Origin of the sequence: Caballeronia cordobensis, from assembly GCF_001544575.2 — a bacterium.
Taxonomy (GTDB): Bacteria; Pseudomonadota; Gammaproteobacteria; order Burkholderiales; family Burkholderiaceae; genus Caballeronia; species Caballeronia cordobensis.
In genome coordinates, this window is the sequence record NZ_FCNY02000016.1 from 144991 (window position 1) to 162779 (window position 17789).

The following is a 17789-nucleotide window of genomic DNA, read 5'->3' on the forward strand; positions in this document are numbered from 1 at the left end:
GAACGTCAGGCGCGTTCCGAAGGCGCGTTCCAGGCGTCGGCCGCGCGATGCGGCGAGTGAAAGCGCGCGAGAAACTGCCGCGCGCGCGGCGTCTGCGGCGAGTCGAAGAACTGTTCGGGCGGCGCGCTCTCGATCACCTGTCCCGCGTCCATGAACACGACGCGGCTCGCCACTTGCCGCGCGAACTCCATCTCGTGCGTGACGATGACCATGGTCGCGCCTTCCTGCGCGAGCGAGCGCATCACTGTGAGCACTTCGCCGACGAGCATCGGGTCGAGCGCGCTGGTGGGTTCGTCGAAGAGCAGGATGTCGGGATTCATCGCCAGCGCCCGCGCAATGCCCACGCGCTGCTTCTGCCCGCCCGACAGCCGCGACGGATACGCCTCCATCTTGGCCGCGAGGCCGACGCGTTCCAGCAGACGCTCGGCTTGCGCGCGCACTTCGTCGCGTGGACGTCCGAGCACGTGCAGCGGCGCTTCCATCACGTTCTGCAGCACCGTCAGATGCGGCCAGAGCGCGAAATGCTGAAACACCATGCCGATGCGCGCGCGCGAACGCGCCAGTTCGGCATCGTTCATCTTGATCGACGAGCCTTCGCGCACGCCCATGCGCCGGCCGGATACATGGACGGTGCCGGCATCGGGAATCTCCAGCCAGTTTACGCAGCGCAGCAGCGTGGACTTGCCGCAACCCGACGGTCCCAGCAGGCACACGGTCTCGCCCTTGTGCACGGTGAGCGAGACATCGCGCAGCACGTGATTCTCGCCGAACGACTTCGATATGCCGTTGAGTTGCAGGACCGTAAGCGCCGCCTGGCTCGCCGCGCCGCTCGCGAGGCCGGACGATGCGCCGGCCGCGTCGGTCTCGCGCATGATGGTGAGCGGGACGTCGTTCGAAATGTTCATGCTCTGCGTTCCTCGGCGAATCTGGACAGTAATCCGCTGCCGCCTTCGATCACGAGGCAGATGGCCCAGTACAGCAGCACGGCCGTGATGAACGCGGCGAACGGGATGAAATAGGTGGCCTGAATGCCGTTCATCTGATGCGTCAGCTCGCCGACCGCGATCACCGTGAGGAACGCGCTGTCCTTCACGATCTGCACGAGCTGATTGCCGATCATCGGCAAGGCGACCGTGAAGACCTGCGGCAGGATGATGCGGCGAACCAGGCCGAAGCCGTGAAAGCCGTAGGCCCGCGCGGCTTCGATCATCGGCGCGGGCAGGCCGGCCCACGCGCCGCGCAGCAGCTCGGCCATGTAGGCGGTGTTGTAGAGAATCAGCGCGATGGCGCCGGCCCACCAGTTCGACAGGCGAATGCCGGCGCTCGGCAGCCCGAAATAGAGCAGATAGACGAACAGCAGGAAGGGCGCGCAGCGCATCGCATCGACATAGAGCACGGCGATCCGCGCGATGGCCGGGCGCTTCGACATCAGCGCGGGTGTGAGCAGCGCGCCCAGCACGAGCGACGCGAACGCGGCAACCGCGAGCAGTCCGAGCGTGTCGAGCAAGCCCGAGAGCACGTCCGCGCGCTGCTGCCAGACGATCAGAAAATGTTCCGTCATGCGCGGGCCTCCACGGGCTGGCGACGCTCGATCACGCGCTGCGCCCGGATCAGCACGAACACGATCAGTCCGTACAGCACCAGCGCGAAAACGAACGGCGGCAGCGGGTCATAGGTGCGCGCGCCCACACGCAAGGCCGCGCGCGTAATTTCGACGATGCCGATGACCGCGACCGCGGGCGTCGACTTGATCTGCAGCGTCATCTCGTTGACGAGACCCGGAAGGCTCGCGCGCCAGATCTGCGGCATCACGATGCGCCGGAATCGCAGGCTGCGCGGCATCGCGAAGGCGAGGGCGGCATCGTACTGATCGCGCGGAAAGTCGATCAGCGCGGCGCGCCAGATTTCGCAGTTGAACGCCGCGGTGCTGATGGTGAGCGCGAGGATCGCGGCGGGCGTCGGGTCCAGCGAGATGCCGAACTGCGGCAGCGCGAAGAAGATCAGCAGCGTCAGCGTCACGGCGGGACACGAGCGAATCAGGCTCACGTACGCGAGCACGATGCGGTTGAGGTACGGCACGCGCGCCCAGCGGATCAACGCGAGGCCGAGTCCCAGCGGTACGCCGAGCACGATGCTGGCGACCGAGAGGAGCACGGTCGACAGCGCGCCCTGCGCGATGCTCCAGTAATCGAAGGCGTTCATCGATGCGGGATGGTAGAGGCGTAAAGATCAGTTGACCGACTGCGGCATGTCCTTGTAGCTCGCGCCGAGCCACTTCTGCTGGAGCTGGTACATCTCGCCGCTCTTGCGCAGTTCGAGCAGTGCGGCATCGACCATCCTCAGCACGTCGGCATTGCCCTTTTTCACGGCCCACGCGATGTAGGTCGGCTTGCCGATCGCCTGGCCGACGACGAACACGTCCGGGCGCGTCTTCACGAGCGAGTTCAGGCTGATCTGCGTATTCGCGACCGCATCGACGCGACCGAGCCCGAGATCCTGATAAGCCTCCGGATACGACTGATATTCGACGATCTGCTTGAGACCGTTGCCGCCGTGCTTCTTCTTCAGCTCTTCGTTGAAGGCCTTGAGGTCCGTCAGCATCGCGCTGCCCGTTTCCGCGCCCACGACCTTGCCGACGAGATCGTCCGTGGTCTTGATCGGCGAACCCTTCTTGGTCGCATACACGGTGAAGGCCTCGCAGGTCGGCGACGCGAAGTCGAAGATCTTCTTGCGCTCTTCGGTGACGAGCACCGCGCTCAACGCCATGTCGTATTTGCCCGTCGTGACGCCGGGCAGGATGCCGGACCACGGCATCACCTGTTGTTTGACGTCGACGCCGAGCTTCTTGCGCATCAGCGCGAGCAGGTCGTTGTCGTAGCCCGTGTTCTTGCCGTTTTCGACGAATTCGAACGGGTTGTAATCGTCCTCGGTCGCGACGCTCAGATAGCCTCGCGCCTTGATGTCCTCCGCGCCCGCTGCATGAGCCGCCTGGCTCAGACCGAACGTCGCGACGAGCATGAGCGCGCACGAGCGAAGAAGCGTGACGGCGGTGCGCTGTTTCGACTGACCAGCATCGCGACGGGTGAGACAGGCTGACATGAGAGGTCCCTTTGATGTTTGCGATGGCGCGCACGGCGTTGGTTGCATGCGCGGTCGCTGGTTGGCGATCGTCGAACGGACGATTCGTTCGAGTACTGACGAAACGACTTCGGAATATGCAAGTGGTATGCCAACGATCGATGGCGCCGGCATTCCCGATGAACCGGTAGTCATGCGTCGCACAAGCCGCCCTATCGAGATGTGTGGTGCACCACGGATGTCGTGACGGCCTCGTCTTCGTGCATGAGCGCACCGACTTGCGACATGGGATGGGGGAAGCGGCGGCTTGCTTGCGCGGGCGCTGATTCGCGTTTGATTGCGGGCTTTGGATCAACGCGTTCGTCCGTCAACTGCGGCTTAATTCATATCCCAAGTGCTATCAATCCGGGCTGAAATATCAATAGACATGTGAATATTGGGCGGCCAAATTTCTATCGTTGGTTTCACGCTTTCGCTGCGCGGCGGCACAATCGTGCGCTATCGCTTCGATCGGGCTAGATCGAAGCAGGAGCGCTTCATCAGGGTTCAATGAGGAAATGGCCATGGCAAGAATAGGAGTCGATGTCGGCGGCACGTTCACCGACCTGGTCCTCGAAAAAACGGACAAGAATGAACGAGCGAGCGTTTTCGTTCATAAGGTCTCGAGCACGCCGCACGACCAGTCGGTGGGCGTGCTGCGCGGCGTATTGGAGATCTGCGAGCTCGCGGGGGTGAAACCTGCCGATGTCTCGATGATCGTGCACGGCACGACCGTCGCCACGAATATCACGATCGAGCACAACGGCGCCGAAGTCGGCATGCTCACGACGCGAGGTTTCCGCGACATTCTGCATATCGGCCGCCATAAGCGGCCGCATAATTTCTCGCTCCAGTTCGATGTGCCGTGGCAATCGCATCCGCTCGTGAAGCGCCGCAATCGCATCGCGATCACCGAGCGCGTCATGCCGCCAAACGGCGAGATCGCGGCCGGGCTGAACGAGGATGAAGTGCTCGAAGCGGCGCACGTGTTCAAGGCGCGCGGCATCAACTCGGTGATCGTCTGCTTCCTGTACTCGTTTCTCAACGATACGCACGAGCGCCGCGCCAAGGCACTCATCCAGTCGGTGCTGCCGGATGCCTACGTGTCGTGTTCGTCCGAAGTCGTGAATGTGATCCGCGAGTACGAGCGCTTTTCGACGACCGCGATGAACGCCTTCGTCGGACCGAAGACCGCGCTGTATCTGAATAACCTGGAAAGCAAGCTGCGCGACGCGGGCATACAGGCGCATCTGCGCATCATGCAGTCGAACGGCGGCGTGTCGACGGTCGAGATGTGTGCGCAGCGTCCCGTGTCGATCCTCATGTCGGGTCTTGCGGGCGGCGTGATGGGCGGGCGCTGGGCGGGCGCGATGTCCGATGCACGCGACGTGATCACGGTCGATATCGGGGGCACGTCGGCGGACTTCAGCACGATCCCCGACGGCCAGGTCAAGATCATGAATCCGCGCGACACCTACGTGGGTGCGTATCCGGTGCTCGCGCCGATGATCGACATGGCGACGATGGGGGCGGGCGGCGGCTCGATCGCGTACATAGACGAGGGTGGCGCGTTCCGTGTCGGACCGCGCTCGGCGGGCGCCGATCCGGGCCCCGCGTGCTACGGCCGCGGCGGCACGGAACCGACCGTGACCGACGCGCAGGTGGTGCTGGGCCGGCTCGATCCCGACCAGTTTCTCGGAGGCGGTGTGGAGATCGATCCAGCGCTCTCGCATCGTGCGATCGAGGAGAAGATCGCGCGACCGCTCGGCATGAGTGTGAAAGAGGCGGCGCTCGGCATCATCCGTATTCTCAACTCCAACATGTCGCTCGCCATACGCGCGAATTCCGTCGCGAAGGGCTTCGATCCGCGGCGTTTCGCGTTGCTGCCCTTCGGCGGCGCGGGTCCGCTGAACGGCGTCGCGCTGGCGGAAGCCGTCAGCGCGCGCGAGGTGATCGTGCCGCCCGCGCCGGGCATCACGGCCGCCATCGGCCTGCTCGTGACCGACATGCAGTACGAGTTCACGCGCTCCGTGATGACCGTGCTCGACAAGGTGAGCGAGCAGGACATCGACAAGATCAACGGTGTTATCGAAGAGCTGACCGCGCAATGCCGTGCACGCCTCGAAGCGGACGGCGTGCCGGCGTACCGCCAGCACTATGTGCGCGTGGCGGAATGCCGCTATCACGGTCAGGGCTTCGAGTTGCGTGCCGATATCCCCGACGGTGCCGTGAGCCTCGCGAACGTCGTGCAGATCAAGGAGAACTTCCACGGACAGCACAAGCGCGACTACGGCTGGGCTTTCGACGACGTTGATGTGGAAATCGTCACCCTGCGCGTCATCGGCGTGGCGAAGACGCCGGCCTTGCAGTGGCCGCCCTTATCGACGGGATCGGTCAGGCCCGACGATCGCGCGATCATGTTCGTGCGCCGCACGACCTTCGACGACGGCGAGACCTACGACACGCCGCGTTACGACCGCAGCCGCCTGCTTGCCGGCAATACGCTCGACGGGCCCGCCATCGTCGTGCAGCGCGATTCGACGACGCTCGTGCCGCCGGGTTATCGGGCGCGCGTCGTGACGAACGGCAATATCCATATCAACCGTCTGGCGGCGTAAGAGGAGAGCAACCATGGAAAACGGACGCGTCGATCCCATTACCCTGCAGGTCATCAGCGGGGCGCTGCATACGATCGCGGAAGAGATGGGACACGTGCTGTACCGCATGTCGTTTTCGTCGATCATCCGCGAATCGCAGGACATCGGAGCCGGGCTCTTCGATCTGAAGTACAACACGCTGACCGAATCGGAAGGCTCGCCGCTGCATATCGGCTCGATTCCCGCGTACTTGCGCGGTATTTCCCGCTGCCTGCAGGGCGGCAAGTGGGAAGAAGGCGATGTGGTCATCCACAATCACCCGTACTACGGGTCGAGTCATAGCCCGGATCTGTGCATCGTCGTGCCGGTGTTCTGGCGCGGCGAACTGGTGGCGTTTGCGGCAAACACGGCGCATCACGTCGATATCGGCGCGGCGACGCCGGGCCTCATCATCGACATTCCCGATGTGTTCGCCGAAGGCATGCTCTTCGCGGGCGTCAAGCTCTACGAGGGCGGCAAGCGCAACGACGGGCTGTGGCAGTTCATCGGCTACAACAGCCGCACGGCGCGCCAGACGAAGGACGACATCGACGCGCAGATCGCGTCGGCGCAACTCGGCGCACGGCGCATGCAGGAATTGCTCGACGAATACGGGCGCGAAACGGTGTTCGGCGCCGCCGATCAGCTGATGGAATACACCGAAACGATGATGCGCAATCGTATCGCCGAGATTCCCGATGGCGATTATTCCGCCGAAGGCTTTCTCGACGACGACGGGCTGAATCGCGGCAAGCGTCTGCCGATCAAGGTGTGCGTGAAGGTGCGTGGCGACAGCGTCGAAGTCGACTTGACTGGCTCCGCCGATCAGGTGCCGACGGGCTTCAACGTGCCGTTCGAGGGGTCCACGAAACCGGCCTGCTACTGCGCGTTTCGCGCACTCCTGACCGACACGGCGTTGATGGACGTGAAGCTGCCGCCGAACGAAGGATCGTTCCGGCCGATCAGCGTGACCGCGCCCGAAGGCTCGATCTTCAATCCGATTTTCCCGGCCGCGGCCGAAGCGCGCTTCACGCAGTGCAACCGCATGATCGATCTGATCATCAAGGCGCTGTCCCCGGTGCTGCCCGAACGCACGACGGCGGGCAATTCGGCGACGCTGTCGTTTGCCGCGTACTCGGGCCTTCGTCCGGCGGGCGATTACTGGGTGTTTCTCGAAGTGAACGAGGGCGCGTACGGCGGACGGCCCGCATCGGACGGTCCCGATTCGATCGACAACCTGATGGCCAACACGCGCAACAATCCGATCGAGGACCTCGGCATGCATCTGCCGATGGTGTGCGACCGCTACGAGCTGCGCGACGATGTGCTGCCGGGCGCGGGCAGGCATCGCGGCGGCATCGGTGTCGTGAAGACGCAGCGCTTGCTTGAAGGCGGCACCGTGACGCACGAATCGGAACGTCATGAGGACGTCCCCTGGGGCGCATTCGGTGGCCGCGAGGGGCAGGTGGGCAAGGTGGAGATCGTCGCACGCGACGGCAGTGTGAAGCCCATGCCCGCCAAGTTCTCCAATGTCGCGCTCGAAGCGGGCGAAGCGATGGCGTATTACGCGCCGTGCGGTGGAGGCTACGGCGATCCGCTGCAGCGGCCCGCGCAGCAGGTGCTCGACGACGTGCTCGACGATTTCTGCACGATCGCCCACGCACGCGAGGCCTACGGCGTCGTGATCAAGTCCGACCTGACACTCGATCTGCCGGCGACCGAGGCGCTGCGCGCAAAGGTCCGTAACTAACGCATCAAATCGCGGGTCGGGTTCTCCGGCCCGCAACTGCCTTTCCTCTTCAATTTTTCACTTCATTAATTAGTTATACATATCAACTAATCATCGTTGATGTGGTCACTCGCGCGAGCGCAAGGAGAGCCATGATGAAACGAGAAGACGCCGTATCGCAGAAATTCTGGGCGCCGCCACCCGTCGATGCCCGCGACGTGAGCCGAGCAAGCTGGACGGCCTTTTTCGCCTGGATATTCGCCGTGTATGACTTCATTCTGTTCGGCACGTTGCTGCCCGAGATCGGTCTTCACTATCAATGGAACGAGGCACAACAGGCGCAGATCGCGACGCTGGTGGCAATCGGTTCGGCGGTCGTGGCGTTTCTCGTTGGCCCGATCGTCGACCGCTTCGGGCGGCGCACCGGAATGATCACGACGGTTGCGGGCGCCGCGCTCTGCTCCGGACTCACGGCGGCGGCGGGTAACGCGGGGCAGGCCGTGCTGGTGCTCGTGCGTTCCCTCGCAGGACTGGGCTACGCCGAGCAGACCGTCAATGCGACCTATCTGAACGAGATGTACGCGGCGCTCGACGATCCGCGCATGGCCCGCCGCAAGGGCTTTTTCTTCAGCCTCGTGCAAGGCGGCTGGCCGATCGGCGCGCTGGTCGCGGCCGGGCTCACCGCGGTTCTGTTGCCCTTCGTCGGTTGGCAGGGGTGCTTCATTTTCGCGGCGTTTCCGGCTGTCGCGATCTTGTTCATGACGCGGCGGCTCAGGGAGAGCCCGCAGTTCCTGCTGCACCGGCGCATCGTCGAGACGATGCGGGCCGGAGACACGGCGCAAGCGCGGGAACTGGCGCAAGCGCATGGGCTCGACTATGGGACACACAGTGGAGGAATCGGTGCGGCGTTTCGCGGGCGGGCGCTGCGCTCGACGCTGGTTCTCGGCTTGAGCTTCATGCTGAACTGGTCGACGATTCAGGTCTTCAGCGTGCTCGGCACGACGGTCATCACCAAGGTTCATGCGTTGTCGTTTCAGAGCTCGCTTGTCGTGCTCGTGCTGTCGAACGTAGTGGGCTATCTGGGCTATGTTGCGCATGGCTTCATCGGCGACCGGCTGGGTCGGCGCAATACTATCGTGGCGGGATGGATGCTCGGTGCGCTCTCGTTTCTTGCGATGCTCTATGCGCCGAGCGACTTCTCCGTCGTTGTCGCACTTTACAGTCTGGGACTCTTCTTCCTGATCGGCCCCTATGCCGCGGCGCTGTTCTTCATCGGCGAGAGCTATCCCACCTCTATTCGCGCGACGGGCGGCGCGATCGTCACCGCAATGGGACCGATCGGCGCGGTGATCGCCAGCGCCGGCGTCACCGCATTGCTCTCGAACGGCGGCACGTGGAAGGAGGGCGCATTCTGGTTCGGCGTGCTGCCATGCTTCGCATCCGCGCTGCTGATGGTATTTGCGCGCAAAAGTGGCGAGGTGTCCGGCACATGACGCGCGTAAAGACAATGACAAGAATGGCCGCCGCGCTCGTCGTGGCATGGCAGGGGTCCGCAGCCTACGCGCAATCGTCGGTCCAACTCTACGGCGCGGTCGATGCGTGGATCGGTTCATCCAAACCGCTGGGCGGGGGGCAGGCGTGGACAGTTGGTGGCGGCGGCATGTCGACGTCGTACTGGGGCATGCGCGGCAGGGACGATCTGGGCGGCGGATGGCGCGCGAGCTTCACGCTGGAAAGCTTTTTCCTGCCTCAGAACGGACGCGCGGGCAGCTTCGATGGCGAACCCTTCTTCGGACGCAGCGCGGAGGTTTCGATCGGCGGCCCGTACGGATCGATCCATCTCGGACGCATCGTCTCGCCCTATTTCGTGACGGCGGTGCTGTTCAACCCGTTCATCGACTCTTACACGTTCTCGCCGACGGTACTGCAAACGTATCTGGGCGTGAACGGACAGGGACTCATCGGCGGATATGCCTGGAACAATGCGGCGCTATATCGCACGCCGGTCCTTTCGGGCTTTAGCGCGGACGCGATCTACGCGCTCGGCAATCAACCGGGCAACGCGCACAAATGGGGTGGATCGGCCGCGTATGCAGGGGGCATCTTTTCCCTGAGCGTCGCGTTTCAGAGCCAGCCTTTCGACACGACGCCCGGTGACCTCAATGCGATCGCGCCAGGCTATTCGCGACAGACCGCCGTGATGGTCGCCGCGCTGTGCAACCTGAGCGCGGTGCAGTTCAACGCCCAGTATCAGCGCCTGTCCAACGACATCAGCGGCGCGGACACGACGGTCAACGGGGTGCAACTGGGCTTCGTCGTGCCGATCGGTGACGGCAAGGCGCTCGCCTCCTACATGCATTCGAAGTCCTCGGGCGCTTCGCAGGCGAGCCGCAGCACGCTCGCCGTCGGCTTCGACTACAACGTGTCGAGACGAACGGACCTGTACGCCGCCGTGCTTGCGGATCGCGCCAGCACGCTGTCGTCGGGCATGACTTACGGCGTGGGCATTCGCAGCCGATTCTAAGTCGCGATGATTGACGCCGTCCCGGCCCGGGCCTGTCCCGGGCTTTTCGCGCTTGTGCGGACGCCCGTGTTATTCGTACCAAAATCGCTATTAAACATGGCCAAAACGGAATTGGACGAGCAATAATGACGAACCTATAGTTTCCCTGCCGACACACAAAGGCACCAGGCGTTCCAGAGAAACTTTCGGAGATTGAAGAGATGAATGCAGGACTGAACGAAATGTTGGCGCAAGCCTTCGCAGAATCAACGAAGCTCTATCAAGAGCGCGGTTTTCAGCGGCGCGTGGGCTTTGGCAAGAAGCCCGCGCTGATCAACGTCGATCTCGCGAATGCCTGGACGCGACCGGGCAATCCGTTCACGTGCGAGCACATCGACGATCAGATCATCCCCGGCGTGCAGCGCCTGCTTGCCGCATGCCGCGCGAACGGTCATCCGGTCATTCACGTGACTACGTGCTATCAGGTCACCGACCGCAAGAACCCGCATACCGACATGGGTCTGTGGCACAACAAGATTCCTGTCGATGTGGTCGCGCAATCGGATGAGAACCTCTGGGCGATCGACTCGCGTATCGCGCCGATCGAAGGCGAGCAGGTGCTGATCAAGAAGCGCGCGAGCTCGTTTCATGGCACGTACCTCGCGGGCTTTCTGCGCGCGGCAGGCGTCGACACGATTCTCGTGACCGGCGTGACGGCCTCGGCGTGCGTGCGCACGACGCTGTGTGACGGTCTGGCTGAAGGCTTCCGTACGATCGCGGTGCGTGAGTGCATCGGCGACCGCGTGCCGGGCGCGGTCGAATGGAACCTCTTCGATATCGATGCCAAGTTCGCGGATGTCGAACCGGTCGATCGCTGCGTGGACTATCTGCAATCCGTGAAGGGCTGAGTGCCGCGGGCCGCTCGCGGCCCACGATGCCGCACTTGCGGTTGGAACGGGACGATATCCGCAGGCCGATCCAGCGTCTCATGCGGATGTCGTCACCGAGAGATAGCGTGCCCTCCGACACCCGCGCGGTGATCGGTTCGAGACTTCAAGCCACGCATGTTTGGAGAAAGAGATGAACCCGACTACAGTACCGGGCGCGGCGCTGACGAATGAAGCCGCGCCGTCCGCGAGAGTGAGCGCTATCTATCGTCGCATCACGTGGCGGCTGATTCCGTTTCTCTTCGTGTGTTACGTGGCAGCCTACCTGGACCGAATCAACATCGGCTTCGCGCAGATTCAGATGCGCAACGATCTTGGCTTTAGCGATGCGGTGTACGGGCTCGGCGCGGGCATCTTCTTCGCAGGCTATTTCCTCTTCGAGGTGCCGAGCAATTTGATCTTAGAGCGCATCGGCGCGCGCAAGACGCTGATCCGGATCATGCTGCTCTGGGGCCTCACGTCGGCGGGCATGATGTTCGTGAACTCGCCGGCCGCGTTCTACATCATGCGTTTCATGCTTGGTGTCTTCGAGGCCGGCTTCTTTCCGGGCATGATCTTTTACCTCACTTGCTGGTATCCGGCCGAGCGTCGTGGACGCGTGATGGCGCTCTTTCTGACCGCAGTGGCGATGGCGGGCGTATTGGGCGGCCCCGTGTCGGGATGGGCGCTGAATCGTCTCGACGGTCTGCATGGGCTTCAGGGCTGGCAGTGGCTGTTCCTGGTGGAAGGGCTCCCGTCGTGCCTGCTCGGCGTCGTCGCGTACTTCTATCTCGACAACAATCCGCGTGAGGCGCGCTGGCTGAGCGATGACGAAAAGGCAGTCGTACTGCATCAGCTCGAGAGGGAGCGCGATCCGTCGTCGATGTTCGAGCGGCACGGCTTTGGTGGCGCGTTAAAGAGCGGCCGCACCTATGCGCTGGCGCTTATCTGGTTCACGTTCATCTGCGGGGTCTATGCCATCAGTTTCTGGCTGCCTGCACTGATCCGGGGCGCGGGCGTCACCGACGCTTATTCGATCGGCATGCTGTCCGCGATTCCCTACGGCGTCGCCGTGGTCACGATGGTACTCGTCAGCCGCCATTCGGATCGCTCGCGCGAGCGACGCTGGCATACAGCGAGTTGCGCGCTGATCGGTGCCGCGGCGCTTTCCGCCATCTCCGCGGCGGGCTCGGACCTCAGGCTCGCGCTCGTGTGCATCAGCATCGCCACGGCTGCAATCTTCACGCTGCAGCCGCTATTCTGGGCGATCACGACCGACTTCCTGGGCGGCACGCGCGCGGCGGCGGGCACGATTGCTTTCATCAACAGTTTGGGCCTGCTCGGCGGATTCGTGAGCCCGAGCATGCTGGGATTCGTCAAGTCGATGACGGGAAGCCTGAACAGTGGCCTGTACGTGGTATCCGCCTTGCTCGTGACGGGGGCATTGATTACGCTGCGTTCGTCCCGGCAACCGATAAGATAGAGCATTCACCGGAATCCGTGGGGCCCGCACCCGGTCCGCCCGACGCTCAACGAAGGCACGACGGAATATGCGCATCGACATTCATCACATCCGAGCCTTTCTCGCGGTCGCGGATGCGCTCCAGTTCAATGTCGCCGCCGACCGGATGCACATGACGCAGCCCGCGTTGAGCCGCATTATCAAGGCGCTCGAAGAATCGGTGGGCGCAGCGCTGCTTGCACGCACCACGCGGCGTGTCGAGTTGACCGATGCCGGGCGCGTCTTCGCCGAGCATTGTCAGCTCGCACTGGCGCACATCGATCAGGCGGTTTCGCTTGCCCGCCGGGCCGAGGCCGGCAATGTCGGACATCTGCGCATCGCCTATATGGACTTCGCGATCAACGGAGCACTTCCGGCGCTCATCGAGGCGTTTGGCAAGAAATTTCCGTCGATCAATATCGATCTTGTGCATATGCCGAGCACGGTGCAGAAGCAGGCGATGCTCGATTCGACCATCGATGTCGGCTTCATGATCGGACCATTTGCCGCGCCGGGCGTGCAGACGCGCGTGTTCGGTCGCGAGCAGATGGTCGCGCTATTACCCACCGCGCATCCGCTCACGCAGAAGAAGACGCTGAAGCTTACCGATCTTGCGGATGAGCGTTTCGTGCTCGGCACGCCGCATTCATGGGAAGCCTTCCGGCATCACTTCTTTTCGATCTGTCATCGCGCCGGATTTGCGCCGACGATCGCGCAAGAGGCGTCGACAAGTGACGGGATCATCGGCCTCGTGGCCGCGAATACCGGCGTGAGCGTTTATCCCGAGTGCATTCGCAATATTCAGCGCAGCGGCTTATGCATCCGTCCGCTCACCGACAGGGACACGGCAATCGACATGGTCGTGTGCTGGCGCGGGGACACGCGTAACCCGTCGGTCAACACCTTCATTGGCGAGTTGAAGGTGGCTGAAGCACGATCAAGGAAAGAGGTCGCTGCTCACGGTTGAGGTCTGGGTCGAGTTATGGACGCGCCGTCCAATCGCAGTCTGCTGGGTGGATATCCGTAGAATTTGCGGAAGGCCTGGGCGTAAGCGCCCTCAGTTGAATAGCCCACAGTCATGGCCACATCGATGATTCGAAGGCCAGCGGCGTGCAGTTCAACTGCCTTGGCCATTCGAACCCGATTTCTCCATTGCTGGAACGACATACCCGTAGCACTGACAAAATAGCGCTGCAGCGTCTTGCTGCTGACGCCCGCTTCATCGGCCCAGTCGTCGATCGTCTTTGCGCTTCCGGGGTTCTGCTCCAAGGTCCTGCAAATGTTCTCGATGCGCGGATCGTCGGGAATGCGGATAGCGGAATCAATCGATTGCGCGCGTTGGATTTCATCGACAAGAACCAGCGCCTTCGCCGTTGCAACATCACTGCTTTCCGAAGCCCATTGACTCGCATCGAGTATGAGTTCGCGCATCAGGGGGCGCACCGGAAGCACGCACGTCTCATCCCGCCGCAGAAGGTCCCGACTGATGTAAAGGCTGTAGTAGCGGAAGCTTCGATCAATTGCTATGCCGTGGCTGACGCCCTCAGGAATCCACGCGGCCCGGTCTGGGGCCAGCCGGATCAGGCTGTTAACAGTCTCAAGCAATACGCCACCGAGCTGCGGATAAATTAGCTGACCGCAAGCGTGGCTGTGTGCACCAGCGTGCGCCGTTTGCCCATGGCGCACTACGCAGGCGACCGGGAAAGCAGCGGGCGGAAGGTTTGGGTGATTCATATCGGTCATCTGTCCATTTTTAAACGGCGTATGTCCCTTGTTCACCGGCGGAAAGGCTAGCGACTCCGTATATTTAAATCAACATCAACCACGGCGGAGACGTCCATGTATATCGATCTCACCCTTGCAATCGACGGGCAGGACCCGGTCATTGGCAAAGCCAGCAAGGACCCGAACAGCTACATGTCGCAAGGGCATATTGGCACGCACCTCGACGTGAATTTCGGACACGACCGGCCTCCGGCGGAGTACTGCCGCCGGCGCGGCTGGGTTGTCGATGCGAGCGGCGCAAGCCACGAAGAGATCGATGCATCGATCCTCCATAGCATTGACTGGTCGGAGGGCGATTTCATCATGTTGCACACCGGGCGAACCACCGATTTTCGCTACGGCAGTCCGGCGTATTTCAAGGACCATCCGCAATTGAACTGGGCATCCATTCGATCGATCGCGAAACGCAAACCTGCTTTTATCGGGCTGGACTTTCCGGGTCTGCGTCGTGGCCCCGAACACAATCAGGCCGATGCGGTATGCGCGGAGCACGGGACCTACGTGATCGAAAACCTCGCTCGTCTTGGCGATCTAGTGAAGCATGCAGGAACGCGCCCATTCGAGGTGGTGACGGGTTGGACGGGATTTCTTGGCGCGACAGGTCTCTCGTGCCGGGTCACCGCCATCATCGACTAATGCAAGGGAGAATAGACATGCTGCAACCGATCGGGCCGGTATCGCCGACTTCCTCCTTTCGTAACGCGATGTCTCGCGTAGGCGCTTCGGTTCACATCATCACGAGCGCGGGACCTGCCGGCCGGGTCGGCTTTACCGCTTCGGCTGTATCCAGCGTGACCGACTCGCCGCCGATGCTGCTCGTGTGCGTGAACCGCTCCGCCTCGTCTCACGGACCGATCATTGCCAACGGGGTACTATGTGTGAATACGCTCTCGGACGAGCAGGAGGCGTTGTCCCGCCGCTTCAGCGAAAAGATCTCTTTCGATAAACGCTTCGACTGCGCGCAATGGGGAACCCTGATAACCGGCTCACCGGTACTCGATCATGCTCTCGCATCGATGGACTGCAAGATCGTCAATGCAATCGCGTATGGAACCCACAGCGTTATTCTGGCGGAGGTGCTCGAAATGCGCTATCGAGAGGATCAGTCTCGTGGTCTGATCTATTTCGACCGGTGTTATCACGCGGTAGGAAAGGCATGAAATTAAAAACGATTGCGGTGATGGGTTCAGGAAAACTACCTTGGTCGGAGCTGTCCGTTCCGCTTGGCAAATGGATCGCCGAATCCGGTCATAACCTTTTGACCGGAGGAGGTCAGGGCGTCATGTCGGAAGTCTCGCGTGCATTCACCAGCGTCGAGGGCAGGGCAGGACGTTCTATCGGTATCGTGCCCACACGACCCGATCCGATGGCGGGCTTCGTTCCGCTGGACGGGTATCCGAATCCGTATATCGACATAGCGATCGTGACACCGTTGCCGCGTCGCGAGCCCGGACAGGACGAGGGCGCGATCAACAGGAATCACGTCAACGTCTTGAGCGGCGATGCGATCGTGGCACTACCGGGAGGGCCGGGCACCGCGCAGGAAATCGAAATCGCGCTGCGCTGGAGAAAGCCGTTGATCCTGTTTGGTCCGCGCGACGTCCATGAATATGGAATTGAAGATGCTCCGCTTGCGACAACTCTCGCAGAAGTGGAAAGCTTTCTCCGTGAAGTGCTCGCCCAGATGGATGCAAAACCGGATCAACCCGGGTCCGGACGTTGACTAGCGCGCACTCTTTCGAGAAGCGTTCGCAGATGCGACGGCGGTCATGTTAATGACGCGCCTGACGGTGGCGGCCGGCGTGAGAATATGCACGGGATGGCTCGCGCCGAGCAGGAAAGGACCGACTGTCACACCGTCCCCACTGACAACCTTCAGCAAGTTGTAGGCGATGTTCGCCGCTTCAACGTTGGGCATCACAAGCAGGTTTGCTTCGCCGCTGAACTTTGCCTCGGGAAACGATGCTTTCCGGATCGTTTCCGAAAGCGCCGCGTCGCCTTGCATCTCGCCGTCTACCTCAAGCTCCGGCGCTTTTTGCGCGAGCAACTCGCACGCAGCCGCCATGCGCTCAGCGGACCGGCTGCGCACGCTTCCGAAATTGGAGTGGGATAACAAAGCCACCTTCGGCTGGATGCCGAAGCGCTGAATCTCGCGGGCCGCCAGCAGCGTGGTCTCGGCAAGCTCTTCTGCGGTGGGGGTCTCGTTGACGTAGGTGTCCGTGATGAACAGATTGCGACCTGGCAGCATGAGCAGGTTCATTGCAGCATAGTTGCCTGCGCGCTCGGCGCGACCCAGGATAAGGTCGATGAATCGAAGATGGCTGTGGTACTCGTCTTCAAGACCGCAGATCATGCCGTCCGCGTCACCGAATCGAACGAGCATCGCGCCGATAAGCGTATTGAACTTACGCATCGCGGCCTTGGCGCTGTCCGGCGTCACACCGTCACGCGCCCCGAGGCGATGATATTCCTGCCAGTACTGAGGGTAGCGCTTGTCATTCTCGGGATCGACGATCTCGAAGTCTTTCCCCGCTTCCAATTTCGAGCCGATTCGTGCGAGTCGCATCGCGACAATGGCCGGACGCCCGACGATGATTGGCCTGGCCAGGCGCTCGGTGAGCACAAATTGTGCTGCGCGTAGGACCCGTTCGTCTTCGCCTTCAGCAAACACAATGCGCGCTTGTGCCTGGCGAGCCGCCGCGAACACCGGACGCATTACCATGCCCGTGCGATACACCGTCGCGCCAAGCGTCTCGCGATACGCGTCCATGTCCTTGATCGGACGCGTCGCCACGCCCGAATCCATCGCGGCTTGCGCGACGGCCGGCGCGATCTTGATGATCAGACGCGGATCGAACGGCTTCGGAATCAGATACTCCGGACCGAATTCCAGCGAATGACCTTCGTAGGCCTTCGCGACTTCATCGCCCTGATCGGTTTCTTCCGCAAGTTCCGCGATCGCGCGCACGCACGCAAGCTTCATCTCTTCGGTGATCGTGGTCGCGCCGACATCCAGCGCGCCACGGAAGATGAACGGGAAGCACAGCACGTTGTTGACCTGGTTCGGATAGTCCGACCGGCCCGTGGCGATGATCGCGTCCGGACGCACGCGCTTCGCCTCTTCCGGGCGGATTTCCGGCTCCGGATTCGCGAGCGCGAGAATCAGCGGCTTGTCGGCCATCGTCGTGACCATCTCGGCCTTCAGCACGCCCGCGCTCGAACAGCCGAGGAACACGTCGCAGCCGTGCATCGCATCGCCGAGCGTGCGCGCGTCGGTGCTCGCCTGATAGCGCTCCTTCGATGCATCCAGATTGCCGCGTCCTTCGTAGATCACGCCCTTCGAATCGATCACGAGCGTGTTCGACTTCTTCAGACCGAGGTGAACCAGCAGATCCAGACACGCGATGGCCGCCGCGCCCGCGCCGGAGCATACGAGCTTGATTTCGTCCAGCTTCTTGCCGACGACTTTCAGCCCGTTGAGAATCGCCGCCGACGCGATGATCGCCGTGCCATGCTGATCGTCATGGAAAACGGGAATCTTCATGCGCTCGCGCAGCTTCTTCTCGATATAGAAGCATTCCGGCGCCTTGAT

16 protein-coding genes are annotated in these 17789 nt (G+C 62.3%); 10 read left to right on the plus strand and 6 right to left on the minus strand.

Annotated features, from left to right (window positions below; translation table 11 throughout):
• Window positions 1-5 precede the first annotated feature (5 nt).
• The 4 genes from AWB70_RS27395 to AWB70_RS27410 are packed head-to-tail and all read right to left on the minus strand — an operon-like array spanning window position 6 to window position 3099.
• Window positions 6-905, minus strand: coding sequence for an amino acid ABC transporter ATP-binding protein (locus tag AWB70_RS27395; RefSeq protein WP_053569996.1), 900 nt, complete (start codon window positions 903-905; stop codon window positions 6-8).
• Complete coding sequence (locus AWB70_RS27400; protein WP_014192949.1) at window positions 902-1561, minus strand: amino acid ABC transporter permease; 660 nt, start codon at window positions 1559-1561, stop codon at window positions 902-904. Before AWB70_RS27400 ends, AWB70_RS27395 begins: the two co-directional genes overlap by 4 nt.
• Window positions 1558-2202 (minus strand): amino acid ABC transporter permease, encoded by a 645-nt coding sequence (locus AWB70_RS27405; RefSeq protein ID WP_045458037.1) that lies wholly within the window; start codon window positions 2200-2202, stop codon window positions 1558-1560. The genes AWB70_RS27400 and AWB70_RS27405 overlap by 4 nt, the downstream gene beginning before the upstream one ends.
• 27 nt (window positions 2203-2229) lie before the next feature.
• Complete coding sequence (locus AWB70_RS27410) at window positions 2230-3099, minus strand: transporter substrate-binding domain-containing protein (protein ID WP_053569997.1); 870 nt, start codon at window positions 3097-3099, stop codon at window positions 2230-2232.
• Window positions 3100-3641: 542 nt separating this feature from the next.
• Between AWB70_RS27410 and AWB70_RS27415 the strand changes: the two genes are divergently transcribed.
• From AWB70_RS27415 to AWB70_RS27445, 7 genes are all read left to right on the plus strand, one after another.
• Complete coding sequence (locus AWB70_RS27415) at window positions 3642-5735, plus strand: hydantoinase/oxoprolinase family protein (RefSeq protein ID WP_053569998.1); 2094 nt, start codon at window positions 3642-3644, stop codon at window positions 5733-5735.
• A 13-nt stretch (window positions 5736-5748) separates the two neighbouring features.
• Window positions 5749-7503, plus strand: coding sequence for a hydantoinase B/oxoprolinase family protein (locus AWB70_RS27420; RefSeq protein WP_053569999.1), 1755 nt, complete (start codon window positions 5749-5751; stop codon window positions 7501-7503).
• 134 nt (window positions 7504-7637) lie between these two features.
• Complete coding sequence (locus tag AWB70_RS27425; protein WP_053570310.1) at window positions 7638-8975, plus strand: MFS transporter; 1338 nt, start codon at window positions 7638-7640, stop codon at window positions 8973-8975.
• A 14-nt stretch (window positions 8976-8989) separates the two neighbouring features.
• Entirely contained in the window at window positions 8990-10006 is a 1017-nt protein-coding gene (locus AWB70_RS27430) for a porin (protein ID WP_235024362.1), read from the plus strand.
• Window positions 10007-10206: 200 nt separating this feature from the next.
• Window positions 10207-10893 (plus strand): isochorismatase family protein, encoded by a 687-nt coding sequence (locus AWB70_RS27435; protein WP_014192956.1) that lies wholly within the window; start codon window positions 10207-10209, stop codon window positions 10891-10893.
• A gap of 172 nt (window positions 10894-11065) precedes the next feature.
• On the plus strand, window positions 11066-12394 hold the full coding sequence (locus AWB70_RS27440; protein WP_053570001.1) for an MFS transporter: 1329 nt from the start codon (window positions 11066-11068) through the stop codon (window positions 12392-12394).
• 67 nt (window positions 12395-12461) lie between these two features.
• Complete coding sequence (locus tag AWB70_RS27445; protein WP_045457913.1) at window positions 12462-13379, plus strand: LysR family transcriptional regulator; 918 nt, start codon at window positions 12462-12464, stop codon at window positions 13377-13379.
• On the opposite strand, the gene AWB70_RS27450 is transcribed toward AWB70_RS27445, so the two are convergent.
• Window positions 13370-14155: a helix-turn-helix transcriptional regulator gene (locus AWB70_RS27450; RefSeq protein ID WP_053570002.1), complete on the minus strand. Its 786-nt coding sequence runs from the start codon at window positions 14153-14155 to the stop codon at window positions 13370-13372. The two genes, AWB70_RS27445 and AWB70_RS27450, sit on opposite strands and share 10 nt — an antisense overlap.
• 96 nt (window positions 14156-14251) lie before the next feature.
• Here AWB70_RS27450 and AWB70_RS27455 point away from each other — a divergent pair, with 96 nt between their 5' ends.
• Genes AWB70_RS27455 through AWB70_RS27465 form a run of 3 tightly spaced genes read left to right on the plus strand, consistent with a single transcriptional unit; the run spans window position 14252 to window position 15920 of the window.
• Entirely contained in the window at window positions 14252-14833 is a 582-nt protein-coding gene (locus AWB70_RS27455; protein WP_053570003.1) for a cyclase family protein, read from the plus strand.
• Window positions 14834-14850: 17 nt separating this feature from the next.
• The gene (locus AWB70_RS27460; protein WP_235024363.1) at window positions 14851-15357 is read left to right on the plus strand and encodes a flavin reductase family protein; all 507 of its coding nucleotides are present in this window, start codon (window positions 14851-14853) and stop codon (window positions 15355-15357) included.
• Window positions 15354-15920: an SLOG cluster 4 domain-containing protein gene (locus AWB70_RS27465; protein ID WP_053570005.1), complete on the plus strand. Its 567-nt coding sequence runs from the start codon at window positions 15354-15356 to the stop codon at window positions 15918-15920. The genes AWB70_RS27460 and AWB70_RS27465 overlap by 4 nt, the downstream gene beginning before the upstream one ends.
• Here the strand turns inward: AWB70_RS27465 and AWB70_RS27470 are convergent.
• A partial coding sequence (locus tag AWB70_RS27470) for an NADP-dependent malic enzyme (RefSeq protein WP_060854219.1) occupies window positions 15921-17789 on the minus strand: 1869 nt, incomplete at its 5' end. It abuts the gene before it with no gap.